Raw genomic sequence first — 26,613 nt, 5'->3', positions numbered from 1 at the left:
TCACCGCGCTCCCCGAGCGGAAGCTGCGGGGCGTCCGCGCCCGCATCGGGATGATCTTCCAGCAGTTCAACCTGCTGACCTCGCGCACCGTCGCGGGCAACGTGGCCTACCCGCTCAAGGTGGCGCGCTGGCCCAAGGAGGAGCGGGCGGCGCGCGTCGCCGAGCTGCTCGAGTTCGTCGGGCTGGCCGACAAGGCCAGGGCGTACCCGCGCCAGCTCTCCGGCGGGCAGAAGCAGCGCGTCGGCATCGCCCGCGCCCTCGCGACGTCCCCGACCATCCTCCTCGCCGACGAGTCGACGTCGGCCCTCGACCCCGAGACCACCCGCGACGTCCTGTCGCTGCTGCGCCGCGTCAACGCCGAGCTCGGCATCACCATCGTCGTCATCACGCACGAGATGGAGGTGGTGCGCTCCATCTGCGACCGCGTGGCCGTCATGGAGCGCGGCAGGGTCGTGGAGGTGGGCGACGTCTACGACGTCTTCTCCGCCCCGCGCGCCGACGCCGCCCAGCGGTTCGTCGGCACCGCCATGCACGACCGCCCGTCGCCCGACGCGCTCGCCCGGCTGCGCGAGCGCCACCCCGGCCGCCTCGTCACCGTCGGCGTCCGCGAGGGTGCGAGCACCGGCACCGAGCTGTTCCGCCTGCTGCGCGAGCACGAGGTGGACGGCGCCGTCGTCTTCGGCGGCATCAGCGAGGTGGGGGAGCGGCCCTTCGGGTCGCTCACCGTCGAGCTCGTCGCCCCCGCCGACCGCCTCGCCGCCTTCCTCGCCGCGCTGCGCGCGCAGGCCGACGTCGTCGACCTCGGCACCGCCGCGAACCCCGTCGACGACCCGCGCGCGATCCGCGCCGACCGCGGCCCGCAGGCCGACACCCCTGCGCCCGACGAGGGTGACGAGCTCGGCGACCCGTATCGCGAGGCTCGTGACGCCGTCACCCGCCACGGCTTCTTCGGCAACCTGGGAGGACGCTCATGAACAAGGACTGGTCCACCCTGTGGCCCCTCCTGTGGGAGGCGTTCGGCCAGACGCTGCAGATGGTCAGCATCGCGCTGCTCACCGGCGGCCTCGCCGGCCTGGCGCTGGGGCTCGCGCTCTACGTGACCCGGCCGGGCAACCTCATGGCGAACAAGGCGGTGTTCGGCGTCCTCAACGTGCTCGTCAACATCGTGCGGCCCATCCCGTTCATCATCTTCGTGACCCTGCTCGGGCCGGTGACGTTGCAGGTCGTGGGCACGACGCTGGGCACGGAGGCGTTCATCTTCCCGCTGTCGGTGATGACGGCGTTCGGCACGTCGCGCATCGTCGAGCAGAACCTGGTGGGCATCGACCCGGGCGTCGTGGAGGCCGCGCGGGCGATGGGGGCGTCGTCGTGGCGGATCATCACCACGGTGCTGGTCCCCGAGGCCCTCGCGCCGCTGATCCTGGGCTACACGTTCCTGTTCATCGCGGTGCTCGACATGTCCGCCATCGCCGGGCTCATCGGCGGCGGCGGTCTGGGTGACTTCGCGCTGCGGTACGGCTACCAGCGCTACAACTGGGCGGTCGTGGTGGTCACCGTCGCCGTGATCATCGTCATCGTGCAGGTGGTGCAGTGGCTGGGGAACCTGCTGGCGCGGAGGGTGCTGCACCGCTGATCGCGGCGCGGCGGGGCGCGAGCTGTCCCGCGACGAGCGCCAGGAGCGCCAGCGCGAACCCGGCGAGCTGCAGCGGGCGCAGCGTCTCGCCGAGCACGAGGGCGCCGAGCGCCGCCGCGGTCAGCGGCGACAGCAGCCCCAGCAGCGCCGTCGCCGTGACGGGCAGGGCGCGGATGCCCGCGAACCAGAGCGTGTACCCGACCAGCCCGCCCGCGAGCCCGAGCCAGAGGTAGCCGGCCAGCGCGCCCGCGTCGACCTGCGCGGGGACGCCCTCGAGGAGCGCCAGCGGGGCCAGCGCGAGGCCGCCCGCGGTGAGCTGCCAGCCCGCGAAGGCCATGGGCCCCACGCCCTCCGGTCGTCCCCACCGCTTCGTCAGGGTGACGCCGAACGCCATGACCGCGGCGCCGGCCAGCCCGGCCGCGAGGCCCACGGGGTCGAGCACGGCGTCCGGCCCGAGCACCACCAGCCCGACGCCGAGCACCCCGACGCCGCCCCAGGCCAGGCGCCACCGTGACCAGCGCTCGCCGAGCACGGCGACGGCGAGCACGGCGACGAGGATCGGCTGCGTCGCGCCGAGGGTGGCGGCGACGCCGCCCGGGAGCCTCTCCGCCGCCACGAACAGCAGGGGGAAGAAGGCGCCGATGTTGAGGACGCCGAGGACGGCGGCGCGCCACCACCACGAGCCCCGCGGCAGGGTGCGGCTCAGCGCGAGCGCGAGCAGCCCGGCGGGCAGGGCGCGCGCGGCCGCGGCGAACAGGGGGTGGTCCGGCGGCAGCAGCTCGGTGGTCACCAGGTACGTGGTGCCCCAGACGACGGGGGCGAGCGCCGTGCGCAGCGTGCGGGCGGCGGTGCCGCCGCGTTCCGGGGCAGGGGCCCCGACGGCGGCGGGCGGGCGGGTGGTCGTGGTCATGGGCACCACTGTCCGGCCGTCAGTGTCGATGAGTCCAACACATGCTTGTCACCGCATCGATCGTGATTCACGATAGATCGATGGAGCTGCAGCAGATGCGGTACGTCGTGGCGGTCGCGGAGACCGGGAGCTTCACCCGGGCGGCGGGACGGTGCTTCGTCGTGCAGTCCGCGCTGAGCCACCAGGTCGCGGCGCTCGAGCGGGAGCTCGGCGTCCGGCTGTTCGCGCGGACGAGCCGGCGGGTCGAGATCACCGCGGCGGGGGAGGCCTTCCTCCCGGCCGCCCGGGCCGCGCTGGAGTCCGCCGAACGGGCGGCCGCCGACGCCGCGGCCGCCGCCGGCGAGGTGCGCGGCACGCTGCGGCTCGGCGTCATCCCGACGGTGACCGCCCTCGACGTGCCGGCTGTGCTCCGCCGCCTGCGCGCCGCCCACCCGCGGGTGGGCGCGTCGCTGCGGATGGCGGGCAGCGACGAGCTCGTCGCCGCCCTGCGCGCGGGGGAGCTCGACGTGGCCGTCCTCGGGCTGCCCGACGACGGCGTCCCGGCCGGGGTGAGGCACCGCGAGCTGGCGCGCGAGCGGCACGTCGCCGTCGTCGGCCGTGACCACCCGCTGCACGGCCGCTCCCGCGTCGACCTCGCCCGGCTGGCCGACGAGGTGTTCGCGGACTTCCCCACGGGCACGCCCGGGCGCGCGCAGAGCGACCGGGCCTTCGCGGCCGCGGGCCTGCGGCGCGAGGTCGCGTACGAGGGGATGGTGACCGACCTGCTCCTCGGCCTCGTGCGGGAGGGCCTGGCGGTCGCCCTGCTGCCCGAGGCGCTGGTCGCGGGCCGGGAGGACGTCGTGGTGCTGCGGGTGACGCGGGGGCCGTCGCGGGTGCAGCACCTCGCCTGGAGCAGCCTCAACCCGAGCCCGGCGGCGGAGGCGTTCGTCCGGCTGGTGGACGAGTCCGACGCCACCCCGGACGGCCTCGTCGGTGTCGGTCGGGGCGTCTAGGGTTGGCGGGGTGACCACCGCCCTGTACCGCCGCTACCGGCCCGAGACGTTCGCCGAGGTGATCGGCCAGGAGCACGTCACCGCACCGCTCATGCAGGCGCTGCGCAGCGGGCGCGTCAACCACGCCTACCTCTTCTCCGGGCCGCGCGGCTGCGGTAAGACGACGTCGGCGCGCATCCTGGCGCGCACGCTGAACTGCGCGCGCAACACCCCGGACACCCCGATCGACACCCCGTGCGGCGAGTGCCCGTCGTGCGTGGAGCTGGCGCGCGGCGGCCCCGGCTCGCTCGACGTCGTCGAGATCGACGCGGCCAGCCACAACGGCGTCGACGACGCCCGCGACCTGCGCGAGCGCGCCACGTTCGCGCCCGCCCGCGACCGGTACAAGATCTTCATCCTCGACGAGGCGCACATGGTGACGCCGCAGGGCTTCAACGCCCTGCTCAAGATCGTCGAGGAGCCGCCGCCCCACGTGAAGTTCGTGTTCGCGACGACGGAGCCGGACAAGGTGATCGGCACCATCCGCTCGCGCACGCACCACTACCCGTTCCGGCTGGTGCCGCCGGACGTGCTCGGCCCGTACCTCGAGCAGCTGACCGCCGCCGAGGGGATCGAGCTCGGCGGCGGCGTCGTGCCGCTGGTCACCCGCGCGGGCGGCGGGTCCGTGCGCGACAGCCTGTCCGTGCTCGACCAGCTCATCGCGGGCGCCACCGGCGGCGTCGTCGAGTACGACACCGCGGTCGGCCTGCTCGGCTTCACGCACGCCACGCTGCTCGACGACGTCGTCGACGCCCTCGCGGCGGGCGACGGCGCGTCGATCTTCCGCGTCGTCGACCAGGTGATCGCCACCGGGCACGAGCCCCGGCGCTTCGTGGAGGACGTGCTGGAGCGGCTGCGCGACCTCATCGTCATCGCGGTCTCCGGCGACGCCGCCGAGGCCGTGCTGCGCGGCCTGCCGGCCGACCAGCTCGAGCGCATGCGGACCCAGGCGGGCCGCCTCGGCGTGTCCGAGCTGTCGCGTGCGGCCGACCTCGTCAACGCCGCGCTCACCGAGATGACCGGCGCCACCTCGCCGCGGCTGCACCTGGAGCTGCTGTGCGCGCGCCTGCTGCTGCCGGGTGCCGACGACGGTGCGGAGGGCCTCGCGGCCCGCATCGACCGCCTCGAGCGCGGCAGGATCGCGGCCGGCACGGCTGCGCCGGCCGGTCCGCCCGCTGAGTCCGACGCCCCGTCGACGCCCGCACCGCCCTCGTCGCCCGCACCGCTGTCGACGCCCGCACCGTCGGCGTCCGGGGGCGGCGGAGGAGGGCTGAGCGGCGCCGCTGCCGCACGGGCCGCCCTGCAGGCGAGCCGCCGTCCGGTCGCCGAGCCGGAGGCCGAGCACGCAGCAGAGCCTGCAGCAGCGCCCGAGCCCGAGCGTGTCGCCGAGCCCGAGCCCGCGGCAGAGCCTGAGCCTGAGCGTGTGGCAGAGCCCGAGCCGGTCGAGCCCGAGCCCGAGCGTGCGGCAGAGCCCGAGCCTGAGCCTGAGCCTGAGCGTGCGGCAGAGCCTGAGCCCGAGCGCGCGGCAGAGCCCGAGCCGGTCGAGCCCGAGCTGGTCGAGCCTGTCGAGGACGTCCGGCCCACCGGGCCGGAGTCCGCGCCGTCCGCTCCCGCGGGCGACGTCACGTCCGAGGTGGTCCGGCGGCGCTGGCGCGAGGTCCTGGGCGCCATCCAGAGCCCGCAGGCCGCCGCGTTCCTCGGCGAGAACGCCGAGGTGATGACCCTCGAGGGCGACGTGTTGCGCCTCGGGTTCGCGTCGGCCGTCGTCGGGCTGGCCCGCCGCGGACGACCGGAGACCATCTCGGACGCCGTCTACCAGGCGCTCGGTGTCGCGGTGCGGGTCGAGATCGTCGAGAAGGAGGCCGGCCGGCGTCCTCGGGAGGCCGGGAGCTCTCCCGCCTCGTCCGACCCGGGCGGCGATGCCCCCGAGGAGCCTGACGTCGCCGAGCCTGACGTCGCCGAGCCTGACGTCGCCGAGCCCGTCGCCGCCGAACCCGACGTCGCCGAGCCCGACATCGACGCGCCCGACGAGGGAGGACGCGGCGGAGGCGGCGGTGCAGCCGCCGGCGGCACGGCAGCCGGCACCGGATACCCCGCCGCCACGGTCGCCGCGAGCGAGTCGCGCCCGGAGGCCGCCGTCGCGGTCCTCGAGCCACCCGCTCGTCGTGCGCCGCAGGACGCCCCGCAGCGGACCCGGCAGCCGCAGCCGCCGGCAGGTCGGGTCGCGTCCGTCGACGACGCCGACGCCGCCTGGCTCGCCGGCGTCTCGCTGCACGAGCCCCCGCCCGACGGCGACCCCGAGCCGCCGCTCGACGAGCCGGTCGAGGCTCCGGCCGGCCGGCCGGTCGCGACGGTGACGGCACCTCCCGCGCCGACGCCGCCTGCCCCGGCTCCCACCGCGCCGCCGGTCGCCGCCCCGCCCGCGGCGCCCCCGGCCCGCGAGACGCCGCGGCAGGCCGCCGAGCGTCGCGTCCGCGAGGCGCAGCAGGCCGAGGGGCGGTCGTCGTGGACGCCGTCCCCCGGCGCGAGCCTCGCCGACGACGAGCCGTCCGCCGACGACCCCGACATCACGTCCACCGGCGTGGTCGGCGTGCAGCTGGTGGTCAAGATGCTCGACGGCAAGGTCATCGAAGAGATCGCGGAGCAGCCCTGACATGACCGGCGAACCGAGCACCGCGGCGTCCCTCGGCACGACCAGGACGACCAGGACGACCAGGACGACCAGGACGACCGAGACCCGCACCACCACCCTGCACATCGTCGCGGCCGTCATCGTGCGCGACGACGGCCGTGCGCTGCTGGTGCGCAAGCGCGGCACCACGGCGTTCATGCAGGTGGGAGGCAAGATCGAGCCCGGCGAGGACCCGGTCGCGGCTCTCGTGCGGGAGTGCGCGGAGGAGATCGGCCTCGTCGTCGACCCCGCCGCCGTCCGCCCGCTGGGGCGGCGCGCCGCCGTCGCGGCCAACGAGCCCGACCACGTGGTGGACGCGCACGTCTTCGAGGTCGCGCTCCCCGCGGGTTTCGTGGTCGAGACGCGTGCGGAGCTCGAGGAGCACGCCTGGGTCGACCCGGCCGCGCCCGTCGCCGGGCACCCGCTGGCGCCGCTGTCGGCCGACCTCATGGCCGACGTCGCCGCCGGGCGCTGACGGGGAGACGATGACCGGCGACCCCGACGGCCAGGCACCGTCCCCGCGCCGCGGCGCGATCCACCACGTCGAGCTGTGGGTGCCCGACCTCGCCCGTGCCGAGCGCTCGTGGGGCTGGCTGCTCGGCGAGCTCGGCTACCGCCCCCACCAGTCGTGGGAGCACGGCCGGTCGTGGCTGCTGGGCGACGCGTACGTGGTGGTCGAGCAGAGCCCGGCCCTCGCCGCGGCCGACCACGACCGCCTCCGCCCGGGCCTCAACCACCTGGCGTTCCACGCCGGCACCGCGACGCAGCTCGACGCCCTCGTCGCCGCCGCGCCCGCGCACGGCTGGGCGCTGCTCTTCCCCGACCGCCACCCGTTCGCCGGCGGGCCCGACCACCGCGCCGCGTACCTCGAGGACGTGGACGGCTACGAGGTCGAGCTCGTCGCCGGCTGACCCGCCGCACGGGCCGCCGCCCCCGCGGGTCCCGCACTACCTCGACGAGGTGCGCAGACCGTCCAACCAGCCCGCCAGGTTCGCGACGGAGTCGGGCATGAACGGCACCTCGTCGAGCATCCGGAGCAGCCGGGCGGGCGTGACCCACGCGCCCCACGCGACCTCCTCGGGCTGCCAGGTCACGGGGCCGTCGTAGGTGCACTCGTAGAGGAACTCGCGCATCCGCGTGCGCTCGTCGGCGTAGTCCGCCGCCCCGAGGGGCCGCAGCTCGACGCCGGTGACGCCCAGCTCCTCGGCCAGCTCCCGCCGTGCCGAGGACGCCGGGTCCTCCCCGGCGCGCAGCACGCCGCCCGCGCAGAAGTCGTACCGGCCCGGGTAGAGGTCCTTGGTGTCGGTGCGGCGGTGCACGTAGACGTCGCCGGCCCCGTTGCGCACCACGACCGCCGTGGCGGCGTGCCGCAGGTTCTCCGCGCGCACCCGGTCCCGGGGCGCGGAGCCGCAGGGCCGGCCCTCGTCGTCGTACAGGGCCACGACCTCCGGAGCGGACTCGTCCATGCGTGCATCCTGCCGCAGCGGCGGCCGGCATGACGGATGTCACGCCCCGCCCGTGCACCCGTCACGGAAGCCGGTGACAGCGCGCACTACCTGCGACGACGCCGCGCCGCGAGGGTGGAGCCATGACCACGGAACCCATCGTCCACGTCCGCGGGGCACGCCGCCGGTACGGCACCTTCGAGGCCGTCCGCGGGGTCGACCTCGACGTCCATCGCGGTGAGCTCGTCGCCCTGCTCGGCACCAACGGGGCGGGCAAGACGTCGTTCGTCGAGCTCGTCGAGGGGCTCGCCCCGGCCGACGGCGGCACCGTCCGCGTGCTCGGCCGCGACCCGTACCGCGACCGGCGGCAGATCGTCGGGTCGCTCGGGATCATGCTGCAGAGCGCCGGGTTCTCCGGCGACCTCACGGTGGCGGAGACCGCGCGCACCTGGGCCGGCACGCTGTCCCGCCCGCGCCCGGTCGACGAGGTCCTGGCCACCGTCGACCTCACGCACCGGGCCGACGTCCGCGTCGCGAGCCTGTCGGGCGGCGAGAAGCGCCGCCTCGACCTCGCGCTCGCCACCATGGGCGACCCCGAGGTGCTGTTCCTCGACGAGCCCACCACGGGGCTGGACCCGGAGAGCCGGCGCGCCACCTGGCGCCTGGTCCAGGGCCTGCTCGACGCCGGCACCACCGTGCTGCTCACCACCCACTACCTCGAGGAGGCCGAGGAGCTCGCGGACCGCATCGCGATCCTCCAGGCCGGCCGCGTGGTCCGGACCGGGTCGGTGGCCGACATCGTCGCGTCCGAGCCTGCCCGCGTCGAGCTGGTGGTGCGCGACCAGGCAGGCCGCGCCGCGGTGCCGACGGTGGCCGACCTGCCGTCGCTCGAGGGCGTCGTGGACGTCCCCGAGATCGACCGCAACGGCCGCGTGCGCCTGCGCACCACCGCCCTGCAGGACGACCTGTTCACGCTGCTGCAGTGGGCCGACGCCCGGCAGCTGCGCCTCGACGACCTCGACGCCCGGTCCGCCTCGCTCGAGCAGGCGTTCCTCGCCATGGACGACCGCACCAGCACCGACAGCACCGACAGCACCGACCGGGAGGTGGCGGCATGACCACCACGACCACGACGACCCGTCCCGCCGCGAGGAAGGCGGAGCCCCGGATCAACCTGCGGCGCGTCGGGGCGCTCGCCCGCGCCGAGCTCCGGCTGCTCGTCCGCAACCGCACCGCCCTGTTCAACGCCCTGGCGCTGCCGCTCCTGACGGTGGGGCTGGTCACGGCGATGAGCGGCGTCGGCGACGGCGCGGGCGACGTCGCCGGCACGATGCTGCTGAACGTCCTGACGCTCATGGCGCTCACGTTCGTCGTCTACTACAACCTCACGGTCGCGTACGTGGCACGGCGCGAGGAGCTGGTGCTCAAGCGCTACCTCGTGGGGGAATCCTCGCGGGTGGAGATCCTCGCGGGCGCCGCCACGCCGGCGGTCGTCGTGGCCCTGGCGCAGGTGGTCCTCGGCGTCGTGGCGGTGTCCGTGCTCCTCGACCCGCCCTCCTTCGTCAACCCGCTGCTCGCGGTGATCGCGGTGGTCGGCGGCGCCCTGATGCTGACGGCGCTCGCGGCCGCGACCTCCGGCCTGTCCCGGACCGTCGAGTCCGCGCAGCTCACGACCCTGCCGCTCCTGATCGTCGCGCTCCCGTTCGCCGGCCTGTTCGGCCGGGGCGCGTCGGACGGCGTCGCGGGCGTGATCGACACGGTCGGCGCCTACACGCCGCTGCGCCCCATCACCGACCTCATGTCCCTCGGCCTGGCCGGCGTCGACGCCGACGGCCAGGTGCTGACCACGTTCGGCGAGACCGTCGCCGCCGGGCGGGGGTCCGTGGTGGTGCTCGTGGTGTGGACCGCGCTGGGCCTCCTCGCCGCCCGCCGCTGGATGCGGTGGGAGCCGCGCCGGTGACCGGACCGCGCCGCCGGTGGCGTGGCAGGCTGGCACCGTGACGACCGCCCGCCCGCCTGCCACGACGCGCACCGGCGGCGTGCGCGGGGTCGAGCTGTACACCCGCGTGAGCCTGTACCTCTTCGTCTTCCTCGAGCCGTTCTTCTACCTCTACGCCGTGACGGCGGTGTCGAACCTGGAGGCCGAGCTCTCCGTCCTCGCGGGGGTCGTGCTGGTCACGCTCGGCATCGCGCACACCGCCCTGTGCCTGGCCACCGTGCACGCCGGGTTCGACGGCCCGCTGACCGTCGGCCGGCGCCCGCGACCGGTGGTCGTGGTGCTGCTCGCGCTGACCGTCGCGGTGCTGGCGGCGGCGGTGGCGCTGCTGCCGCCGTACCCGGGCGGTGGCCTGCTGCACGACCCGCGCTCCGCGATGATCGCCGTGTGCGGGGCCGCGACGTGCGGGGCGCTCGCGGTCGCCGAGCCGCTGCGCCGGGTGGCCGTCGTCGGGGGCGCGGTCGTGCTCGTCGTCGTCGCGCTGCGGGTGCTGTCCGGCGCGGAGCCGGTCGCCGCTGCGGTGCTCGCCGGGGCGCTGACGGCGGTCTTCGTGCTCTTCTGGTCGAGCACGGCGCGGATGTCGATGTGGATCGTCGAGGTGGTACGCCGGCTCGACGACGCCCGCGAGGTCGCCGCCCGGCTCGCGGTCGCGGAGGAGCGGCTGCGCATCGCCCGCGACATGCACGACGTCGTCGGGCGGGCCCTGTCGGCCGTGGCCGTGAAGTCGGAGCTCGCCGCCGCCCTGGCGCGGCGCGGCGACCCCCGGGGGGCGGACCAGATGGACGAGGTGCGCACCCTCGCGCAGGACTCCCTGCGCGAGGTGCGGGGCGTGGTCGCGGGGTACCGCGGCGCGGACCTGGCGACCGAGCTCGACGGCGCCCGGTCGGTGCTGCGCGCGGCCGGCGTGGCGGTGCGGGTCGTGGGCGAGGTCCCCGACCTCGCGGCGCCGCAGGTCGAGGCGCTGGCCTGGGTGGTGCGCGAGGGCGTGACCAACATCGTGCGGCACTCCGACGCCCGCGAGTGCCGCATCGTCCTGGCCGACGAGCCTGTCGACGGCGCGGGCGGCGCCGGCCGGGGCCGGGAGCTGGCGCTCACGGTGAGCAACGACGGCGTGCGCGCGGGCGCCGTGCCCGACGTCGCGGCGGGCTCGACGGCGGGCACGACGTCCGGCGCCGGGCTGGTCGGGCTCCGCGAGCGGCTCGCGGCGGTGGGCGGCGCGCTGGAGGCGGAGGCGGTCGGCGACCGGTTCGTGCTCACCGCCCGGGTCCCCGCCCCGGCGAGGGAGGCGGCCGCGTGATCCGCCTGGTGCTCGCCGACGACGAGACCCTCATCCGCGACGCCGTCGCCCAGCTCCTCGACCTGGAGGACGACCTGGAGGTGGTCGCCGTCGCGGGGACGGGCCCCGAGGCGGTCGCCGCGATCGAGCGGCACCGGCCCGACGTCGCCGTGCTCGACCTGCAGATGCCCGGCGCGGACGGGATCGAGGTCGCCGAGCGGGTCCTGCCCGCCGTGCCGGGCTGCGCCGTCGTGATCGTCACCAGCCACGGCCGGCCGGGGTACCTGAAGAAGGCGCTCGCGGCGGGCGTGCGGGCCTTCCTGCCGAAGTCGGCGTCGGCCGCGGTGCTGGCCGCCGCCGTGCGGCAGGTGGCCGGCGGCGGCCGGTACGTGGACCCGGAGCTCGCGGCCGACGCGATCGCCGCCGGCGACTCCCCGCTCACGGCACGCGAGGCCGACGTGCTCGAGCTGGCGGCCGACGGCGCCCCCGTCGAGGAGATCGCCGAGCGGGCCGCGCTCGCGCCCGGGACGGTGCGCAACTACCTGTCGTCCGCGGTGGCGAAGCTCGGGGTGACGAACCGGCACGAGGCGGTCCGCCTCGCGCGGGCGCAGGGCTGGCTGTGAGCGGCCGCGCTGTCCCCGGCAGCCCGTAGGCTGGACTCTCGTGTACGAGGGCGCAGTCCAGGACCTGATCGACGAGCTCGGCCGCCTTCCCGGCGTCGGGCCCAAGAGCGCGCAGCGGATCGCGTTCCACCTGCTCGCGGCGGACACCGCCGACGTGCGCCGCCTCGCGGACGCGCTCATCGAGGTGAAGGCGCGCGTGCAGTTCTGCGAGACGTGCGGCAACGTCGCGGAGTCGGAGAGGTGCCGCATCTGCGCCGACCCGCGCCGCAGCGACGACGTGATCTGCGTGGTCGAGGAGCCCAAGGACGTGGTCGCCATCGAGCGCACCCGCGAGTTCCGTGGGCGGTACCACGTGCTCGGCGGCGCCATCAACCCCATCGAGAACGTCGGCCCCGACGACCTGCGGATCAGCCAGCTCATGACGCGCCTGGCCGACGGCACGGTCACCGAGGTCATCCTTGCCACCGACCCGAACATCGAGGGCGAGGCGACGGCTACGTACCTCTCGCGGCTCATCGCCCCGATGGGCGTCACCGTCTCTCGTCTGGCCAGCGGGCTGCCCGTCGGGGGAGACTTGGAGTACGCGGACGAGGTGACCCTCGGGCGCGCTTTCGAGGGCCGGCGGGTCGTCGGCGGCTGACCAGCCGCGACGCCCCGCAGCGGGCACCGACCGGCACGACCGACGCCGTCGACCGCGGCGGAGAGGGGGCAGGACCGTGGGGGAGATCGAGCCGGGCTCGGAGTTCCGGGACGTCGCCGAGCAGATGTCCGCGCAGGCGCGCGTGTTCCTGTCCACCACGACGCAGGTCGCGTCCGGGGCGGCGCCGGGGGCCGAGCTGTCCCTGCTGATCCTCGCGACGTCCGACCTGCTCGCCGCCGGCGCGCGGCTGGCCGCGATCGTCGACGTCGTCCCCGCCGAGCGGTGGGAGCCCGACGCGGGCCCGGAGACCGACGTCGACCCGCTGCGCGACGCGCTCGCGCAGATGTTCGACGGCTTCGACGACTACGTCGAGGTGGCGGACCCGGCGCTGAGCGCGGACGTCAGCCCGGCCACGCTGTCCGGCGACCTGGCGTGCGTCGCCGAGGAGATCGCCAAGGGGCTGCAGCACTTCGACGACGGGCACGAGCTCGAGGGCCTGTGGTGGTGGCAGTTCAGCTACCTGTCGTCGTGGGGGGAGCGGGCGTCGTCGGCGCTGCGCGTCCTCCAGGGGGTGCTCGCGCACCTGCGGCTGGACGTCGCGGACGACGTCGCCGCCGAGGCGGAGTACGACGCCCTGCACTCCTGAGCGTGCGGCGTCAGGCCCTCTCCGCCGCCCGCGCGTAGTGCTCGCGCTGGGCGGGGTAGTACGACTCCCAGGCCACGTCGCCCGCGGGGCGTCCTGACCGCACCGCGACGAGCCGGTCGAGGTAGTACTCCCACCCGGGGCCGATCGACGCGGCGTCGTCGTCCGCACCGAGGCGCTGGCGGAACGTCAGCGTCGTCACCCCGCCGGACTCCGCGAGCTCGAGCGCCAGGTGCCAGACCCCGCCCGGCGCCGCCGTGTCGACGGCGTACCGGTGCGGCGGCTCGCACCGGGTGATGACGCACTCCGCGGCCTCGGCGTCCGGGCTCTCGGAGGTCATGAAGAACCGGACCCGGCCGCTCGTCGGGTCGCCCTCCCAGCGGCCGACCCACCGGTCGAGCAGGTGCGGCTCGGTCACGCTCGCCCAGACGTCGGGCGCGGTGGCGTCGAAGCTCCGGGTGAGGACGAGCTCCGGCCCGGCGGCCCCGTGCTCGACGGTGCCGGTCGCCGCGACGGTGGGGCGGTCTCCGTCGGTCATGCTCCCAGGGTGGCACGGCGCCGCCGGCGGCGGGAGGCGGGACGGTCCGTGACGGCGCCCGGCCACGTGACATCATGCGGCGGGTGCCCGACCTCGATGTCCTCACGATCGTCCTGCTCGTCCTCGCCGGGCTCACCGCCGGCTGGGTCGACGCCGTCGTGGGCGGCGGCGGGCTGATCCAGCTCCCCGCGCTGCTGCTGGTGCCGGGCATCTCGCCGGTGCAGGCGCTGGCCACCAACAAGCTCGGCTCGATCATGGGCACGTCCACCAGCGCGATCACGTACTACCGCCGGGTGGGCCCGGACCTCACGACGGCGGGTCCGATGGCGGTCGCCGCGCTGGTCGGGGCGTTCGGCGGCGCCGCGCTGGCGAGCCGCATCCCGGCCGAGCTGTTCAAGCCGATCATCCTCGTCGTGCTGATCGGCGTCGCCACCTACACGGTGCTGAAGCCGAAGCTCGGCGCGCACGACAACCTGCGCTGGGAGGGCAACCGGCACCGCTGGACGGCGGCCGGCATCGGGCTCGTCATCGGCGCGTACGACGGGCTGCTCGGCCCGGGCACGGGCACGTTCCTCGTCATCGCGCTGGTGAGCGTGCTGGGCTACGCGTTCCTGCCCGCGTCGGCGCTGGCGAAGATCACCAACTTCGCCACCAACCTGGGTGCGCTGCTGTTCTTCGTGCCGCACGGCGCGGTGCTGTGGGGCCTGGGCCTGATGATCGGCGCCGCCAACCTCGTGGGCGCCTACATCGGGGCGCGGATGGCGGTGGCGAAGGGCAGCGCGTTCGTGCGCGTCATCTTCGTCGTGGTCGTGGGCGCCCTCATCCTCAAGCTCGGCTACGACGTCTGGCAGGACTGGCGGTCCTGAGGCCCCGCGCCGCGGCACGCGGGCGCCCGATCGGCGTCACGCGTCGAGGGCGCGGACGATCCGGTCGAGGTCGTCCAGCAGCGCGGCCAGGCGCGTCCCGGGGATGCCGGCCACCATGCGGGCCTCGACGGCGTACACGGCGTCCTGGGCGGACCTCAGGCGGCGCTCGCCGGCGGCGGTGAGGCGCACCGGGCGGGCCCGGCCGTGGTCGACCACGTCGGGGCGCGTCGTCAGGCCCGCCTCCTGGAGCCCCCGGAGCACGAGGTTCATCGACTGCCGGGTGACGAAGGTGGCGCGGGCGAGCTCGGCGTTCGACTGCCCCGGGTGCAGCGCGAGGACCTCGAGGCACGAGTACTGGGGCACGGTCAGGTCGTGCTCGCGCAGCGCGGCGTCGAGGGCGCCCCGCAGGGCGGAGTGCGCGCGCTTCAGGCGGTAGCCGACGTGCTCGGTGACGTCGGCGGCGGGGTGCGGCGGGACCGGCGGCGTGGTCATGTCAACATGTTGACACATCGTCGCCCGCGAGCCTAGCCTCGAAGATGTCAATGTCCTGACATCAAACGAGGAGCACCATGTCCGCCACCGAGCCCGCCACCGTGACCGGCCCCGACTTCCTGGCCCTGCAGGTCCGCGACGGCGCCGCGGCCGCCGCGTTCTTCGAGGAGCGCCTCGGCCTGCGCCGCAGCCCCGCGTCCCCGCCCGGCGCCGTCGTCTTCGCGACCGAGCCCGTCCCCTTCGCCGTCCGCGGCCCGCTGCCCGGCACCGACCTCGACGCCGGCCGCCCCGGCCTCGGCGTCGCGCTCTGGTTCGCCACCACCGACGCCGTCGCGCTGCACGACAGCCTCGGTGCCGTGGGCGTCGAGGTGCTCGGCCCGGTCGTCGGCTCGCCCTTCGGCCCCACGTTCTCCTTCGTCGGGCCGGAGGGCTACGTCCTCACCGTCCACGGGGCGTGAGGGCGTCGGCCGGGCCGGGCGCGCCCGCCCGGCCGACGAGGCGTCAGCGGACCAGCAGGTCGCGCAGCGCGGTCACGACCTCCTGGGGCGCGCTCTCGGCCATGAAGTGGCCGGCGGCGGTGGAGCGGTGGTCGAGGTCGGGCGCCCACGCGCGCCACAGGCCGGCGGCGTCGTAGCCGAGCATCGAGCCCCAGTCCTGCTGCACCACCGTCACCGGCATGGCCAGCCGGCGCCCGGCGTCCCGGTCGGCGCGGTCGTGCTCGACGTCGACGCCGGCCGACGCGCGGTAGTCGGCGACGATCGACGGCACGGCCTCCCGGGACCGGCGGAGGTACTCGGCGCGCACGTCCGCGTCGAAGGGGGCGGCCGTACCCGGCGGGGTCCACGCGTCGAGGAAGTGGCCGAAGAACGCGTCGGCGGTCGCCTCGATCATGGCCTCCGGCAGCCCCGCGGGCTGGGCCATGAGGTACAGGTGGAACGCGACGGCGGCGTCCGCGCCGTGCAGCACGTCCCACATGTCGAGGGTGGGCAGCACGTCGAGCGACGCGAGGTGCGTCACTGCCTCGGGGTGGTCGAGCCCGGCCCGGACGGCGACCAGCGCACCACGGTCGTGGCCCGCCAGCGCGAACCGGTCGAACCCGAGCTCCGCCGCGAGGCGCACCACGTCGCGGGCCATGGTGCGCTTGGAGTACGTGTCGGGCGAGGTCTCGGCGGGCTTGTCGCTCGCGCCGTAGCCGCGCAGGTCGGGCACGATCACGGTGTGGTCGGCGGCGAGCGCGGGGGCGACGTGGCGCCAGCACAGGTGCGTCTGGGGGAAGCCGTGCAGCAGCACCACGGCGCGGTCGCCGCTGCCGCCCACGGCGGCGTGCAGCGCGACGCCGTCGTCCACCGTGACGCGCACGTCGCGGAAGCCGGGGATGGTGGGGGAGTCGGTCATCGGTGTTCTCCTGGTCGTGGTCGGATGGGTCGTCGGGACGACACGCTCAGCCTCGGCGGCACCGATGAGCGATGGATGAGCAGGAGGGGCGGCGGATGGTGACGGTCGGCGTCCTCGGGCCGGTCGTGGCCTGGGGCGAGGACGGCGCCGAGCTGGCCCTGCGCGGGCCGCGGCACCGGGAGCTGCTCGCGCGCCTCGTCGCCGCGCGCGGGCGGGTCGTGGGGGTGACCGACCTGGTCGACGACCTCTGGGAGGACCCGCCGGACGGCGCCGTGGCCGCGGTGCGCACCTTCGTCGCGGCGCTGCGGCGGGCCCTGGAGCCGGACCGGCCGCCGCGCGCGGCGCCGCGGGTGCTGGTGACCCAGGGGCCGGGCTACGCGCTGCGCCTCCCGGACGACGCGGTGGACGCGCGGGCGGCCGAGCGGCTGGTGTCGGCCGCGGCCGCGGCCCCGGCGGCGACGGCCCTGCGGGGGCTGGACGCCGCGCTCGCGCTGTGGCGCGGCGAGCCGTACGCGGGCATCGACGCGGCGTGGGCGGCGGCCGAGCGCGCCCGGCTGGAGGACCTGCGGCTCGGAGCCGTCGAGCGACGCGCGGAGGCCTTGCTCGTGCTGGACAGCCCCGCCGACGCCGTCGCCGGCCTGGAGCGGCACGTGGCGACGCAGCCGTGGCGCGAGGAGGGCTGGCGCCTGCTGGCCCTCGCCCTGCGCGCCGCGGGCCGGCAGGCCGACGCGCTGGCCGTGGTCCGCCGCGCGCGGCGCACGCTCGTGGACGAGCTCGGCCTCGACCCGGGGCCCCGCCTGGCGGAGGCCGAGGCCCGGATCCTGCGCCAGGAGGACGGCGCGGGAGCGGACCTCTGGGCGCGGGCCGCCGACACCTTCGCCCGGACGGCGTCCCAGGGACCGGCCCGGCTCGAGCAGTCGGCCACGCTGCTCGGCTCGGCGGCGGTGACGGGCGGGCTCGCGGAGGCCCGCGACCAGCGGTCCGCGGTGGTGCGGGCGGCGGACCGCCGTGGCGACCCGCGCCTGACGGCCCGCGTGCTGGACGCGGTCCACGTGCCGAGCGTGTGGCCCGTGCCCGACGACCCGGCCGAGGCGGCGGTGCTCGCGCAGGTGGCGGAGCGGACCCTGCGGGAGCTCGGGCCCGACGCCCCCGACCGCACCCGGGCGCGCCTGCTGGCGGGGCTGGCCACGGAGCTGCGCGGGGCGCGCGGGGGCCGCGGCCCGGAGGCGGCCCGCGAGGCGGTCGCCCTCGCGCGCCGTACGGGCGACCCGGCGACCCTCGCGCGCGCCCTCGGGGCCCAGGTGCTGCACACCGTGGGGCGGGCCGGGCTGGCCCCCGCCCGGGACGCGCTGGGCGCCGAGCTCGTGGACGTGGCCGCCCGCGCCGGCCTGGCGACGGACGAGATCGTCGGCCGGCTGGTGCGTGTGCAGGCCCGGACCGCCCTCGGCGACGTCGCGGGCGCGGCCGGCCACGCGGAGGCGGCCCGCCTCCTCGCCGCCGACCACGAGCGGCCCCTCGTCGAGGTGCTCGTCACGTGGGCCGCCGTCGTGCGCGAGGCGGTCGAGGGCGCGCCGGACGCCGGCGTCGTCCGTGCCGTGCACGAGGCGGCCGCCCGGCTGCCGGGCGCGGGGATGGAGGGGCTGGAGGCCGGGCTGGAACCGCTCGCCGTCCTGAGCCTGCGCGTCGGGCGGGGGTGCACGGACGCCGGCGCCCTCGCGAGGGCCACGGGCGACCCGGCCGACCCCGACGCGGTCGCCGCCTGGGGCCCGTACCGCCCGTGGGTCCGGCCGTGGGCGCTGCGCGCCGCCGGGAGGGGCGCGGACGCGGCCCGCGCGCTCGCGGGCGTCCCCGACCCGCCGCCCGGCCTGCTGGCGGAGGTGCTGTGGGTGCTGGCGGGGCAGGCGGCGGTGCTGGTCGGCGACCGGACGGTCGCCGGGCGTGCGCGGGCGGCGCTGGCGCCCGCCGCGGACGAGCTGGCGGCGGGCAGCGCGCTGGTCTCGGCGGGGAGCGTCGCCGTCCACCTCGGGGCGCTGGACGCCTTCCTCGCGGGCGACCCGCCGGTCACCACCTGAGACGGTCCTCGTCCGAGGGGCGGTCCCCGTCTACCATCGACGGGCAAGCACTCGCACCCGGCGGACCGTTGAGAGAGACGGAGGCCGGTAGAGCAGAAGGTTGTGACATGGCACTAGTCGTGCAGAAATACGGCGGATCGTCCGTCTCCGACGCCCACAGCATCAAGCGCGTGGCGAAGCGGATCGCGGCGACCAAGCGGGCGGGGAACGACGTCGTCGTCGTGGTGAGCGCCATGGGCGACACCACGGACGAGCTCCTCGACCTCGCCGGGCAGATCACCCCGCTGCCCCCGCAGCGCGAGCTCGACATCCTCCTCACCTCCGGTGAGCGCATCTCGATGTCCCTGCTCGCGATGGCGATCACGAACCTCGGGGTGAAGGCGAAGTCCTTCACCGGCCAGCAGGCCGGCCTCATCACCGACGCCGTGCACGGGCGCGCCCGGCTCGTCGACGTCGTGCCGCACCGCGTCCGCGAGACGGTGGAGCGCGGGCAGGTCGCGATCGTCGCGGGCTTCCAGGGCGTGAGCTCGTCGAACGACGTGACGACGCTCGGCCGCGGCGGCTCGGACACGACCGCCGTCGCGCTCGCCGCCGGCCTCGACGCCGACGTCTGCGAGATCTACACCGACGTGGACGGCGTGTTCACGGCCGACCCGCGCATCGTCCCCGCCGCGCGGAAGATCGACCGCGTCACCTACGAGGAGATGCTCGAGCTCGCCGCGTCGGGGGCCAAGGTCCTGGCCCTGCGCGCGGTGGAGTACGCGCGCCGCTACGACGTGCCCGTGCACGTGCGCAGCTCGTTCTCCAACACCACCGGCACCCTCGTCACCGGCACGTACGGCGACGCGATCGACCCGAACGCCCCCACGGGCGACCAGCAGGAGGCAGTGATGGAAGCCCCGATCATCTCCGGCGTCGCGCACGACCGCAGCGAAGCCAAGATCACCGTCGTCGGCGTGCCGGACAAGCCCGGCACCGCGGCCCGCATCTTCGAGGTCGTGGCCGGCGCGGGCGCGAACATCGACATGATCGTGCAGAACGTCTCGGCGGCCCACACCGGCCTCACGGACATCTCGTTCACGCTGCCGCACGCGGACAGCCCGTCCACGCTGGCCGCGCTGAACGCGCTCCAGGAGGAGATCGGGTTCGCGTCGCTGCAGTACGACGACCAGATCGGCAAGCTGTCGCTGGTCGGGGCGGGCATGAAGTCCCACCCGGGCGTCTCGGCGCGGCTGTTCGGCGCGCTGCGCGACGCCGGGATCAACATCGAGATGATCTCCACCTCGGAGATCCGCATCTCGGTCGTGACCCGCGAGGACGCCCTGGACGACGCCGTGCGCGCCATCCACTCGGCGTTCGACCTGGACTCCGCCGACGGCGAGGCCGTCGTCTACGCCGGCTCGGGGCGGTGACGCGCTGATGGCACAGATCACCACCACCGGCGTGAACGTCGCCGTCGTCGGCGCCACCGGCCAGGTCGGCGGCGTGCTGCGCCGCCTCCTCGCGGAGCGCGCCTTCCCGGTCAAGGAGCTGCGGTTCTTCGCGTCCGCGCGCTCGGCGGGCAGCACCCTCCCGTTCGAGGGCGTGGACGTCGTCGTCGAGGACGTCGCGGCCACCGCCACCGACGACCTCGCGGACGTCGACGTCGCGATCTTCTCGGCCGGCGGCGGCACGTCGCGCGAGCACGCGCCCCGGTTCGCCGAGGCGGGCGCCGTCGTCATCGACAACTCCTCCGCCTGGCGCCTCGACCCCGAGGTGCCGCTGGTGGTCTCCGAGGTGAACCCGGAGGCGATCGGCGACGCCGTGAAGGGCATCGTCGCGAACCCGAACTGCACCACGATGGCCGCGATGCCGGTGCTCAAGCCGCTGGCCGACGAGGCCGGGCTGGAGCGCCTGCGGGTCGCGACCTACCAGGCGGTGTCGGGCTCGGGCGTCGGCGGGGTCAAGGAGCTGGCCGACCAGGCGCGCGCCGCCGTGGCCGGCGACCTCGAGGGCCTCGCGCACTCGGGCGGGGCCGTGACGTTCCCGGAGCCGGACAAGTACGTGGCGCCGATCGCGTTCGACGTGCTGCCGCTGGCGGGCAACCTCGTGGACGACGGCTCGGGCGAGACCGACGAGGAGCAGAAGCTCCGCAACGAGTCGCGCAAGATCCTCGGCCTGCCCGACCTCGCGGTGGCCGGCACCTGCGTGCGGGTCCCGGTCTTCACCGGTCACTCGCTGGCGATCCACGCCGAGTTCGGCTCGGCGATCACCCCCGAGCGGGCGCGCGAGCTGCTGGCCGCCGCGCCGGGCGTGGAGCTCGCGGACGTCCCGACGCCGCTGGCCGCGGCGGGCGCCGACCCGTCGTTCGTCGGGCGCATCCGCACCGACCAGTCCGTGCCCGGCGGGCGCGGCCTCGTGCTGTTCGTGTCCAACGACAACCTGCGCAAGGGCGCGGCGCTCAACGCCGTGCAGATCGCGGAGATCGTCGCGGCGGACCTGGCCGAGCTGGCCGCGTTCGACGACGTCGACGCCGCCGAGGCGGAGTCCGCCACGGCCTGACCGGCCCGGCCCGCGGTTCACGGGGCCCGGCGACGAGCGATCGTCGCCGGGCCCCGTCGCGTCTCCGGCGGTGGAACGTCAGGCCGCGCCGGCGAGGAGCAGCCGGGTGAGGCCCTCGGGGTCCTCGAGCATGGCGACGTGCCCGACGCCGGGCAGGTACTCCAGCCGGGCGCCCGGGACGGCGGCGTACCGCCGGGCCGACGCGGGGTCCCACCGCGGGTCCGCGTCGCCGAAGACCACGAGCAGCCGGACGCCGAGCGCGGCGACCCGCTCCGGCACCGGCCGGTCGGCGAGGTAGGCGGCGTAGCCCGCCATGACCCGGCGGAAGTCCGCGTACCGCGTGCGGCGCACGTCGGCGAGGAAGCCGTCGGGCACGTCGACCGGCCGCGCGGTCACCGACCGGATCCCTCGTCGCAGCATCCCGGTGGTGCGCAGCGGCCACACGAGAGGCCCGAACGGGCGCCCCATGAGGACGCGCACCGCCGCCGCCTCCGGGAGCATCGCGTCCGGCGCCGGGCCGGTGCTGACCAGCACCAGCCCGCCCACCAGGTCCGGCCTCCGTTCGGCGAGCGCCGTCGCGACGTAGCCGCCGCTGGAGTGCCCCACGACGGTCGGCCGCGCGACGCCCAGCTCGTCCAGCAGCGCCGCGACGCGGTCGGCCTGCGCGGGGACGTCGTAGGCCGGGGCCCGCGGGGAGCGGCCGCAGCCGGGCAGGTCCACCGCGACGACCCGGTGCGCGGCGGCGAGCCCGGGCAGCACCGGGGACCAGGACGCCGCGGTGGCCCCCGAGCCGTGGACCAGCAGCATCGGCGGGGCGTCGGGCGGGCCGTCGACGACGACGTGGATGCCGGCGACGACTGCGTCGCGGCGGCGGGTTCCGGTCATGGTCCGAGCGTCCCCCGGTTCGGCCGGGCATGCCGGTCCTCCGCCCCGCGCGGGGGAACTCGTCCTGGAGGGGTTGCGCGCACCGGAGGACCTATGGTTCATTAGTCGAGTAATGAACCCCTGAACCACTGAACCTGTGTGAGGAGGTCCGCGTGTTCGACGGACCCGAACCCATCTACGTGCAGATCGCCCAGATGATCCGCGCGCAGGTGCTCGCCGGTGAGCTCGCGGAGGAGGAGCAGGTCATGTCGACCACCCAGTTCGCCACGACGTTCCGCATCAACCCCGCCACCGCCGCCAAGGCCTTCGCCGGCCTGGTCGACGAGGGCGTCCTGTACAAGCGCCGCGGCCTGGGCATGTTCGTCGCCCCCGGGGCGCGCGAGCGGCTGCTGGAGCACCACCGCACCGCCTACTTCGACGAGGTGCTCGCCCCCGCGCTCGCGCAGGCCGACATCCTCGGCATCTCGACCGACGAGCTCGTCGCCTACGTGCTCGGCACCAACGGCCACCGCAAGCCCACGACCACCACGGAGGAGTCATGACCCCCGCACCCTTCGGCGCCCGTCTCGACGACGTCGTCGTCCGGTTCGGAGCCCAGCGCCGCATGACCGCGGAGGGCACGACCGTCAAGAACGACGCCGGCACCGCGCTGGACGGCGTCACCCTGGACCTGCGACCCGGCGTCATCACCGGGATCCTCGGCCGCAACGGCGCGGGCAAGTCCACGCTGCTGTCGCTGCTCGCGGCGTTCAACCGGCCCACCTCGGGCACGGTCCGCGTGGGCCCCGGCGAGCTCATGGAGGACCCGTGGGAGAACCCGTGGGCCACCGCCAACGTCCAGCTGGTGCGCGAGAGCGGCGACCTCATGGAGGAGGAGCGCGTCGCGACCACGCTGACGTACTACGCCGACCTGCGCCCCTACTGGGACGCCGACCTGGCCGGCCGGCTGCTCGACCTGTTCGAGGTGGACCCCCGCAAGAAGCCGACCGCCCTGTCGCGCGGCAAGCGGTCCGCCGTCGGCGCCACCATCGGCCTCGCGGCCCGCGCGCCGCTGACCATCCTCGACGAGGTCTACCTCGGCATGGACGCCCCCACGCGGTACGCGTTCTATGACGAGATCCTCGCCGACTACGCCGAGCACCCCCGCACCATCCTGCTGTCGAGCCACCTGGTCGAGGAGGTCGAGCGTCTCTTCGAGGACGTCGTCGTGCTGCACCGCGGCCGCGTGCTCCTCGCCGAGCCGGCGGAGGACATGCAGGCGCGCGGGTTCAGCCTCACCGGCCCCGTCGCGGCGGTCGAGGAGCTGGCCGCGGGCCGCCGCGAGCTGCACCGCCAGCGCCTCGGCGCCACCGTGCAGGTGACGATCGAGGGCGCGCCCGACGAGGGGGCCGCCGCCGCGGCCCGCGCCGTGGGCGTCGAGATCGGGTCGCTGCCGCTGCAGGACCTGTTCGTGCGCCTCACCCAGCCGCGGGACGACGACGGCCACGCCGCGCCCGCCGCCACGACCCGAACCACCCAGAGCCGGACGGGGGAGCCCCGATGAGCGCCGCCACCGTCACGCGCGCCGAGCGCGACGCCTTCGTGGCGCGAGCGCAGTCCCGCGGCACGCGCCGCGTCGCCCGGTCCGTCGGGTCGGCGTCGCTCCTGCTGGGCTCCGGCTTCTGGGGCCTCTTCCTCGTCGTCTCCGTGGCCGTGCCCCTGGTGGTCCGCCAGGCCGGCGGGGTCATGGGCGGGGGAGTGATGACGGGCGCGGAGTACGCGGCGTCGTGGTTCGCCCTCTCCCTGGGCATGATCGCCCTCTCGGGGCTCACCGTGCCGCACCTGGCCGCGGGTGGCACCCGCCGCTCGATGTACGGCGGGGCGCTGGCCGCCGCGCTCGTCGCGGGGGTCGCCTTCGGCCTGGCGTACGCGGTGCTGCTGCTCGTCGAGCGCGGCCTCTTCGGCGCGCTCGGCTGGTCGTGGGACCAGCTCGGCAGCGGGCTGGACGCCGGCGGCGCGTGGGTGGTCGTGACCGGCGTGGCCGAGGCGATCGGCGTCGTCGTGTACATGCTCGTCGGGATGGCGGCCCAGGCCGCCTACCGCACGCACGGCGTCTGGACGGGCACCGCGCTCCTCGTGCCCGGCTTCGTCCTCGTCGTCCTGGTCGACCACGCCACCCGCCTGGGGACCTTCTCCGACGCGTTCGGCACCCTCGGGCTCGGCGGCGACCAGGCCCCGGTCGCCCTCGGCCTCGTCCAGGCGCTCGTCGTGCTGGCCCTGGCCGTCGGCTGGTTCTGGTGGCAGGTGCGCGCCGTGCGCCTGCGGCCGGCGGGGTGAGCGCCATGACCACCACCACGACCCCCGCCGCCGAGGCGCCCGCCAGCGCCCTGCACCGCCACGCCGTGCGAGCGACCCGTCGCCGGTACCTGCGCACGCTCGCCTTCGCCGGCGTGGGGTTCTGGGCCGGCTGGGCCGCCCTGGTGCTCACCCTGCCGGTGATCGTCGAGCGCTGGGGCGGCGAGGCGGACGGCCTCGTCCACGACGCCGCCGGCGGACCCGTGCGGTGGGTGGCGCTCGGCGTCGGCGTCCTCACGACGGCGACCACGCTCACCCTGCACGTCGCGGCCGGCGGCACCCGCCGGTCGGTCGTCGAGGGCGGCCTCCGCGCAGCGCTGATCGCAGGCCCCGTGCTCGGCGTCCTCGCGGCGGCCCTCGCCCTGGCCGAGAGGGCCGTCTACGCCGACCTCGGCCGGTACTGGCAGGGCACCGCCGCGCCGCTGGGCGTCGACACGGTCACGGGCGTCGTCGTCCTGGTGGTCGGCGAGTCGCTGGTCGTCGTCACCTACCTCCTCGTCGGGACGGCCGTCATCGCCGGCTTCCGCCGGGCGGGCGTGTGGCGCGGTGCCCTGCTCGTCCTGCCGCTCCTCGTCCCGGCCGCCCTGGCGGACCTCGCCACCCGCACCGGCCTGTTCGGCCTCCCGCTGCGCGGCGGCTACGACTCCGTCGCCGTCGGCGTCGTCGCCACCGTCGGCGGCACCCTGCTCGCCGCGGCCCTCGCCGCCGTCGTCGCGGCACGGATGCTCCACGCCGTCCCGCTCCGCCCCTGACCAGCCCACCGACCGATCACAACGAAGGAGGCCCGACATGGCCGCTCCCGTGGTGGAGGTGCAGCACCTCCGCAAGACGTACGGACCGAAGGTCGCCGTCGACGACGTGTCGTTCAGCGTCGCGGAAGGCGAGATCTTCGGGATCCTCGGCCCCAACGGGGCCGGGAAGACCACCACCGTCGAGACGCTCGCCGGCCTGCGTGACGCCGACGGCGGCACCGTGCGCGTGCACGGCATCGACACGCAGCGCGACCCCGCCGGCGTGCGGGACATCCTGGGCGTGCAGCTCCAGGAGGCCACGCTGCACGACAAGATCACCGTGGGCGAGGCGCTCGAGCTGTTCGCCGGGTTCTACGAGGACCCCGCCGACCCGGCCGAGCTCCTGCGCCTGCTCGACCTCACCGAGCACGCCGGCAAGCAGTTCGCCCGGCTCTCCGGCGGGCAGAAGCAGCGGCTGTCGATCGCGCTCGCCCTCGTGGGCAACCCGCGCATCGCCATCCTGGACGAGCTCACCACCGGCCTCGACCCGCAGGCGCGGCGCGCCACCTGGGACCTCGTGGAACGCGTGCGGGCCACCGGCGTCACCATCCTGCTCGTCACGCACTTCATGGAGGAGGCCGAGCGGCTCTGCGACCGCCTCGTCGTCATCGACGCCGGTCGCGTCGTCGCCGAGGGCACGCCCACCGAGCTCATCGACGGGCTCGAGGGCGGCCGCACCGTCGTCGTGCGCTTCGCTACCCACGACGTCGACCGCGGTCGCGCCGCCCTCGAGTCCCTCGCCGAGCGCGACCCCGACGTGCACCGCGTCGAGGGCGTGGACGGCGCGCCCGCCGAGGTGGCCGTCTCCGGCAGCCGCCGCGTGCTGTTCTCCCTCGTCCCCGCCCTCGCCGCGGCCGACCTCGTCCCCGACGACGTCCGCACCGTCACGCGCTCGCTGGAGGACGTCTTCCTCGCCGTCACCGGGCGCACCTACGACCCCGAGGCCGCGCCCGCCCTCGCCACCGAAGGAGCCCCGTCATGACCACCGCCGTCCCCACCGCACCCGCCCGGCCCGCCGGCCGCGCCTGGCGCGGGTTCGGTCGCCTGCTCACCACCGAGACCCGGGTGTGGCTCCGCGACTTCGCCGCGCCGTTCTTCGGGATCCTCTTCCCGACCCTCATCCTCGTCGGCGTCGGCTTCGCCATCCCCGGCATGCGCGACCCCATCACCGACGCCCCGCCGTCGTCCGTCTGGTACGGGCTCACCCCGATCGCCACGTACCTGCCCACCGTCATCGCCATGGCCGTCGGCACCGCGTCCCTCACCGTCATGCCGGTGACCATCGCGACCTACCGCGAGAAGGGCGTGCTGCGCCGGCTCTCGACGACGCCGATGCGGCCGCAGGGGATCGTCGCGAGCCACCTGCTCATCAACGTCGGCACCACGGTCGTGGGTGTCGCGCTCGCGCTCGTCGTCGCGCAGCTCGCGTTCGGCGTCGCCGTCCCGCAGCACCTCGGCGTCGTGCTCCTCGCGTTCGTCCTCGGGCTGTGCGCCATGTTCTCGCTCGGGATGCTCGTCGCCGCGCTCGCGCCCCGCGCGTCCGCCGCGAACGCCGTCGCCATGTCGCTCTACTTCCCGATGCTCCTGCTCGCCGGCCTGTGGACCCCCGGGCCGATCATGCCCGAGGTGCTGCGCCAGATCGGGCAGTTCACGCCGCTGGGCGCCGCCGCGCAGGCCATGACCACCGGGTGGTTCGAGTCCGGATTCCCCCTGCTGCAGTGCCTCGTCATGGTGGTGTGGACGGCGGTGCTGCTGCCCGTCGCGGTGCGGGTGTTCCGCTGGACGTGAGTTCTCGTCGGGTTCTCGTCGGGCTCGTGGCCGGGGTCGGGCG

At 75.8% G+C, this 26,613-nt stretch carries 29 protein-coding genes; 23 read left to right on the top strand and 6 right to left on the bottom strand.

Translation table 11 applies throughout. The features are described 5' to 3' along the window. Both ACFU5J_RS13905 and ACFU5J_RS13900 read left to right on the top strand, forming a co-directional pair. The coding region (locus ACFU5J_RS13905) for a methionine ABC transporter ATP-binding protein (protein WP_430579092.1) at positions 1 to 974 on the top strand (974 nt) is incomplete at its 5' end. Then, a complete protein-coding gene (locus ACFU5J_RS13900; RefSeq protein ID WP_430576787.1) occupies positions 971 to 1,633 on the top strand; it encodes a methionine ABC transporter permease in 663 nt (220 codons plus the stop codon). The genes ACFU5J_RS13905 and ACFU5J_RS13900, both read left to right, overlap by 4 nt. Here ACFU5J_RS13900 and ACFU5J_RS13895 read toward each other — a convergent pair. Continuing rightward, a complete protein-coding gene (locus ACFU5J_RS13895; protein WP_430579091.1) occupies positions 1,572 to 2,543 on the bottom strand; it encodes an EamA family transporter in 972 nt (323 codons plus the stop codon). The two genes, ACFU5J_RS13900 and ACFU5J_RS13895, sit on opposite strands and share 62 nt — an antisense overlap. 80 nt (positions 2,544 to 2,623) lie before the next feature. Between ACFU5J_RS13895 and ACFU5J_RS13890 the strand changes: the two genes are divergently transcribed. Genes ACFU5J_RS13890 through ACFU5J_RS13875 form a run of 4 tightly spaced genes read left to right on the top strand, consistent with a single transcriptional unit; the run spans position 2,624 to position 7,156 of the window. Further along, positions 2,624 to 3,535, top strand: coding sequence for a LysR family transcriptional regulator (locus ACFU5J_RS13890; protein WP_430579090.1), 912 nt, complete (start codon positions 2,624 to 2,626; stop codon positions 3,533 to 3,535). 10 nt (positions 3,536 to 3,545) lie between these two features. After that, positions 3,546 to 6,227, top strand: coding sequence for a DNA polymerase III subunit gamma and tau (locus ACFU5J_RS13885; protein ID WP_430579089.1), 2,682 nt, complete (start codon positions 3,546 to 3,548; stop codon positions 6,225 to 6,227). Between the two features lies 1 nt (position 6,228). Beyond that, positions 6,229 to 6,720 (top strand): NUDIX domain-containing protein, encoded by a 492-nt coding sequence (locus tag ACFU5J_RS13880; protein WP_430579088.1) that lies wholly within the window; start codon positions 6,229 to 6,231, stop codon positions 6,718 to 6,720. A 10-nt stretch (positions 6,721 to 6,730) separates the two neighbouring features. Beyond that, positions 6,731 to 7,156: a VOC family protein gene (locus ACFU5J_RS13875; RefSeq protein ID WP_430576782.1), complete on the top strand. Its 426-nt coding sequence runs from the start codon at positions 6,731 to 6,733 to the stop codon at positions 7,154 to 7,156. Between the two features lie 36 nt (positions 7,157 to 7,192). Here ACFU5J_RS13875 and ACFU5J_RS13870 read toward each other — a convergent pair whose 3' ends face one another. Beyond that, entirely contained in the window at positions 7,193 to 7,711 is a 519-nt protein-coding gene (locus ACFU5J_RS13870) for an NUDIX hydrolase (protein WP_430576781.1), read from the bottom strand. A 122-nt stretch (positions 7,712 to 7,833) separates the two neighbouring features. Here ACFU5J_RS13870 and ACFU5J_RS13865 point away from each other — a divergent pair, with 122 nt between their 5' ends. The 6 genes from ACFU5J_RS13865 to ACFU5J_RS13840 all read left to right on the top strand — a co-directional run bounded on the left by ACFU5J_RS13865 (position 7,834) and on the right by ACFU5J_RS13840 (position 12,871). Further along, positions 7,834 to 8,808: an ABC transporter ATP-binding protein gene (locus ACFU5J_RS13865; protein ID WP_430579087.1), complete on the top strand. Its 975-nt coding sequence runs from the start codon at positions 7,834 to 7,836 to the stop codon at positions 8,806 to 8,808. Next, on the top strand, positions 8,805 to 9,650 hold the full coding sequence (locus tag ACFU5J_RS13860; RefSeq protein WP_430576779.1) for an ABC transporter permease: 846 nt from the start codon (positions 8,805 to 8,807) through the stop codon (positions 9,648 to 9,650). Before ACFU5J_RS13865 ends, ACFU5J_RS13860 begins: the two co-directional genes overlap by 4 nt. 37 nt (positions 9,651 to 9,687) lie before the next feature. Further along, positions 9,688 to 10,983 carry a sensor histidine kinase gene (locus ACFU5J_RS13855; protein ID WP_430579086.1) on the top strand — a complete coding sequence of 432 codons (1,296 nt, stop codon included), beginning with the start codon at positions 9,688 to 9,690 and terminating at the stop codon, positions 10,981 to 10,983. After that, a complete protein-coding gene (locus ACFU5J_RS13850) occupies positions 10,980 to 11,585 on the top strand; it encodes a response regulator (protein ID WP_430579085.1) in 606 nt (201 codons plus the stop codon). The genes ACFU5J_RS13855 and ACFU5J_RS13850 overlap by 4 nt, the downstream gene beginning before the upstream one ends. A 40-nt stretch (positions 11,586 to 11,625) precedes the next feature. Beyond that, the gene (recR, locus tag ACFU5J_RS13845; protein ID WP_380324338.1) at positions 11,626 to 12,225 is read left to right on the top strand and encodes a recombination mediator RecR; all 600 of its coding nucleotides are present in this window, start codon (positions 11,626 to 11,628) and stop codon (positions 12,223 to 12,225) included. Between the two features lie 76 nt (positions 12,226 to 12,301). Beyond that, positions 12,302 to 12,871, top strand: coding sequence for a DUF5063 domain-containing protein (locus ACFU5J_RS13840; RefSeq protein WP_430576776.1), 570 nt, complete (start codon positions 12,302 to 12,304; stop codon positions 12,869 to 12,871). A gap of 10 nt (positions 12,872 to 12,881) precedes the next feature. On the opposite strand, the gene ACFU5J_RS13835 is transcribed toward ACFU5J_RS13840, so the two are convergent. Then, on the bottom strand, positions 12,882 to 13,406 hold the full coding sequence (locus tag ACFU5J_RS13835) for an SRPBCC family protein (RefSeq protein WP_430576775.1): 525 nt from the start codon (positions 13,404 to 13,406) through the stop codon (positions 12,882 to 12,884). A gap of 74 nt (positions 13,407 to 13,480) precedes the next feature. Here ACFU5J_RS13835 and ACFU5J_RS13830 point away from each other — a divergent pair, with 74 nt between their 5' ends. Then, positions 13,481 to 14,272: a sulfite exporter TauE/SafE family protein gene (locus ACFU5J_RS13830; protein WP_430576774.1), complete on the top strand. Its 792-nt coding sequence runs from the start codon at positions 13,481 to 13,483 to the stop codon at positions 14,270 to 14,272. A 36-nt stretch (positions 14,273 to 14,308) separates the two neighbouring features. On the opposite strand, the gene ACFU5J_RS13825 is transcribed toward ACFU5J_RS13830, so the two are convergent. Next, entirely contained in the window at positions 14,309 to 14,764 is a 456-nt protein-coding gene (locus tag ACFU5J_RS13825; protein WP_430576773.1) for a MarR family winged helix-turn-helix transcriptional regulator, read from the bottom strand. A 77-nt stretch (positions 14,765 to 14,841) separates the two neighbouring features. Between ACFU5J_RS13825 and ACFU5J_RS13820 the strand changes: the two genes are divergently transcribed. Continuing rightward, positions 14,842 to 15,222: a VOC family protein gene (locus ACFU5J_RS13820; RefSeq protein WP_430579084.1), complete on the top strand. Its 381-nt coding sequence runs from the start codon at positions 14,842 to 14,844 to the stop codon at positions 15,220 to 15,222. Between the two features lie 43 nt (positions 15,223 to 15,265). Here the strand turns inward: ACFU5J_RS13820 and ACFU5J_RS13815 are convergent, their stop codons facing one another. Then, positions 15,266 to 16,159: an alpha/beta fold hydrolase gene (locus ACFU5J_RS13815; RefSeq protein ID WP_430576771.1), complete on the bottom strand. Its 894-nt coding sequence runs from the start codon at positions 16,157 to 16,159 to the stop codon at positions 15,266 to 15,268. A 71-nt stretch (positions 16,160 to 16,230) separates the two neighbouring features. Here ACFU5J_RS13815 and ACFU5J_RS13810 point away from each other — a divergent pair, with 71 nt between their 5' ends. The 3 genes from ACFU5J_RS13810 (at position 16,231) to ACFU5J_RS13800 (ending at position 20,772) form a co-directional block, all read left to right on the top strand. Next, complete coding sequence (locus ACFU5J_RS13810; protein WP_430579083.1) at positions 16,231 to 18,231, top strand: BTAD domain-containing putative transcriptional regulator; 2,001 nt, start codon at positions 16,231 to 16,233, stop codon at positions 18,229 to 18,231. Positions 18,232 to 18,338: 107 nt separating this feature from the next. Further along, complete coding sequence (locus ACFU5J_RS13805) at positions 18,339 to 19,643, top strand: aspartate kinase (protein WP_430576769.1); 1,305 nt, start codon at positions 18,339 to 18,341, stop codon at positions 19,641 to 19,643. 7 nt (positions 19,644 to 19,650) lie between these two features. Then, the gene (locus ACFU5J_RS13800) at positions 19,651 to 20,772 is read left to right on the top strand and encodes an aspartate-semialdehyde dehydrogenase (RefSeq protein ID WP_430576768.1); all 1,122 of its coding nucleotides are present in this window, start codon (positions 19,651 to 19,653) and stop codon (positions 20,770 to 20,772) included. 78 nt (positions 20,773 to 20,850) lie between these two features. On the opposite strand, the gene ACFU5J_RS13795 is transcribed toward ACFU5J_RS13800, so the two are convergent. Next, positions 20,851 to 21,657, bottom strand: a complete 807-nt coding sequence (locus tag ACFU5J_RS13795; RefSeq protein WP_430579082.1) for an alpha/beta fold hydrolase — start codon at positions 21,655 to 21,657, stop codon at positions 20,851 to 20,853. Between the two features lie 152 nt (positions 21,658 to 21,809). Here ACFU5J_RS13795 and ACFU5J_RS13790 point away from each other — a divergent pair, with 152 nt between their 5' ends. The 6 genes from ACFU5J_RS13790 to ACFU5J_RS13765 are packed head-to-tail and all read left to right on the top strand — an operon-like array spanning position 21,810 to position 26,570. Continuing rightward, on the top strand, positions 21,810 to 22,199 hold the full coding sequence (locus ACFU5J_RS13790; protein ID WP_430576766.1) for a GntR family transcriptional regulator: 390 nt from the start codon (positions 21,810 to 21,812) through the stop codon (positions 22,197 to 22,199). Beyond that, positions 22,196 to 23,200 (top strand): ATP-binding cassette domain-containing protein, encoded by a 1,005-nt coding sequence (locus ACFU5J_RS13785; RefSeq protein WP_430579081.1) that lies wholly within the window; start codon positions 22,196 to 22,198, stop codon positions 23,198 to 23,200. Before ACFU5J_RS13790 ends, ACFU5J_RS13785 begins: the two co-directional genes overlap by 4 nt. Next, positions 23,197 to 23,973, top strand: coding sequence for a hypothetical protein (locus tag ACFU5J_RS13780; RefSeq protein WP_430579080.1), 777 nt, complete (start codon positions 23,197 to 23,199; stop codon positions 23,971 to 23,973). Before ACFU5J_RS13785 ends, ACFU5J_RS13780 begins: the two co-directional genes overlap by 4 nt. Positions 23,974 to 23,978: 5 nt before the next feature. After that, entirely contained in the window at positions 23,979 to 24,743 is a 765-nt protein-coding gene (locus tag ACFU5J_RS13775; RefSeq protein ID WP_430579079.1) for a hypothetical protein, read from the top strand. Between the two features lie 37 nt (positions 24,744 to 24,780). After that, positions 24,781 to 25,764 (top strand): ABC transporter ATP-binding protein, encoded by a 984-nt coding sequence (locus ACFU5J_RS13770; protein ID WP_430576762.1) that lies wholly within the window; start codon positions 24,781 to 24,783, stop codon positions 25,762 to 25,764. Further along, on the top strand, positions 25,761 to 26,570 hold the full coding sequence (locus tag ACFU5J_RS13765) for an ABC transporter permease (RefSeq protein WP_430579078.1): 810 nt from the start codon (positions 25,761 to 25,763) through the stop codon (positions 26,568 to 26,570). The genes ACFU5J_RS13770 and ACFU5J_RS13765 overlap by 4 nt, the downstream gene beginning before the upstream one ends. Positions 26,571 to 26,613 lie beyond the last annotated feature (43 nt).

It is taken from the genome of Isoptericola sp. NPDC057559 (assembly GCF_042801555.1).
Lineage (GTDB): Bacteria > Actinomycetota > Actinomycetes > Actinomycetales > Cellulomonadaceae > Isoptericola.
Note: the sequence above shows the minus strand (reverse complement) of the source record. Positions and strands in the feature narration are given on the sequence as shown.

Excerpts from the sequence above, each read along its gene's own strand:
- ACFU5J_RS13860 (WP_430576779.1), top strand. The coding sequence starts at position 8,805 with ATGACCACCACGACCACGACGACCCGTCCCGCCGCGAGGAAGGCGGAG.
- ACFU5J_RS13765 (WP_430579078.1), top strand. The coding sequence starts at position 25,761 with ATGACCACCGCCGTCCCCACCGCACCCGCCCGGCCCGCCGGCCGCGCC.
- ACFU5J_RS13775 (WP_430579079.1), top strand. The coding sequence starts at position 23,979 with ATGACCACCACCACGACCCCCGCCGCCGAGGCGCCCGCCAGCGCCCTG.
- ACFU5J_RS13805 (WP_430576769.1), top strand. The coding sequence starts at position 18,339 with ATGGCACTAGTCGTGCAGAAATACGGCGGATCGTCCGTCTCCGACGCC.
- ACFU5J_RS13770 (WP_430576762.1), top strand. The coding sequence starts at position 24,781 with ATGGCCGCTCCCGTGGTGGAGGTGCAGCACCTCCGCAAGACGTACGGA.
- ACFU5J_RS13825 (WP_430576773.1), bottom strand. The coding sequence starts at position 14,764 with ATGACCACGCCGCCGGTCCCGCCGCACCCCGCCGCCGACGTCACCGAG.
- ACFU5J_RS13830 (WP_430576774.1), top strand. The coding sequence starts at position 13,481 with ATGCGGCGGGTGCCCGACCTCGATGTCCTCACGATCGTCCTGCTCGTC.
- ACFU5J_RS13835 (WP_430576775.1), bottom strand. The coding sequence starts at position 13,406 with ATGACCGACGGAGACCGCCCCACCGTCGCGGCGACCGGCACCGTCGAG.
- ACFU5J_RS13870 (WP_430576781.1), bottom strand. The coding sequence starts at position 7,711 with ATGGACGAGTCCGCTCCGGAGGTCGTGGCCCTGTACGACGACGAGGGC.
- ACFU5J_RS13815 (WP_430576771.1), bottom strand. The coding sequence starts at position 16,159 with ATGACCGACTCCCCCACCATCCCCGGCTTCCGCGACGTGCGCGTCACG.
- ACFU5J_RS13780 (WP_430579080.1), top strand. The coding sequence starts at position 23,197 with ATGAGCGCCGCCACCGTCACGCGCGCCGAGCGCGACGCCTTCGTGGCG.
- ACFU5J_RS13785 (WP_430579081.1), top strand. The coding sequence starts at position 22,196 with ATGACCCCCGCACCCTTCGGCGCCCGTCTCGACGACGTCGTCGTCCGG.
- ACFU5J_RS13795 (WP_430579082.1), bottom strand. The coding sequence starts at position 21,657 with ATGACCGGAACCCGCCGCCGCGACGCAGTCGTCGCCGGCATCCACGTC.
- ACFU5J_RS13820 (WP_430579084.1), top strand. The coding sequence starts at position 14,842 with ATGTCCGCCACCGAGCCCGCCACCGTGACCGGCCCCGACTTCCTGGCC.
- ACFU5J_RS13890 (WP_430579090.1), top strand. The coding sequence starts at position 2,624 with ATGGAGCTGCAGCAGATGCGGTACGTCGTGGCGGTCGCGGAGACCGGG.
- ACFU5J_RS13900 (WP_430576787.1), top strand. The coding sequence starts at position 971 with ATGAACAAGGACTGGTCCACCCTGTGGCCCCTCCTGTGGGAGGCGTTC.
- ACFU5J_RS13800 (WP_430576768.1), top strand. The coding sequence starts at position 19,651 with ATGGCACAGATCACCACCACCGGCGTGAACGTCGCCGTCGTCGGCGCC.
- ACFU5J_RS13865 (WP_430579087.1), top strand. The coding sequence starts at position 7,834 with ATGACCACGGAACCCATCGTCCACGTCCGCGGGGCACGCCGCCGGTAC.
- ACFU5J_RS13880 (WP_430579088.1), top strand. The coding sequence starts at position 6,229 with ATGACCGGCGAACCGAGCACCGCGGCGTCCCTCGGCACGACCAGGACG.
- ACFU5J_RS13810 (WP_430579083.1), top strand. The coding sequence starts at position 16,231 with ATGGATGAGCAGGAGGGGCGGCGGATGGTGACGGTCGGCGTCCTCGGG.
- ACFU5J_RS13875 (WP_430576782.1), top strand. The coding sequence starts at position 6,731 with ATGACCGGCGACCCCGACGGCCAGGCACCGTCCCCGCGCCGCGGCGCG.
- ACFU5J_RS13895 (WP_430579091.1), bottom strand. The coding sequence starts at position 2,543 with ATGACCACGACCACCCGCCCGCCCGCCGCCGTCGGGGCCCCTGCCCCG.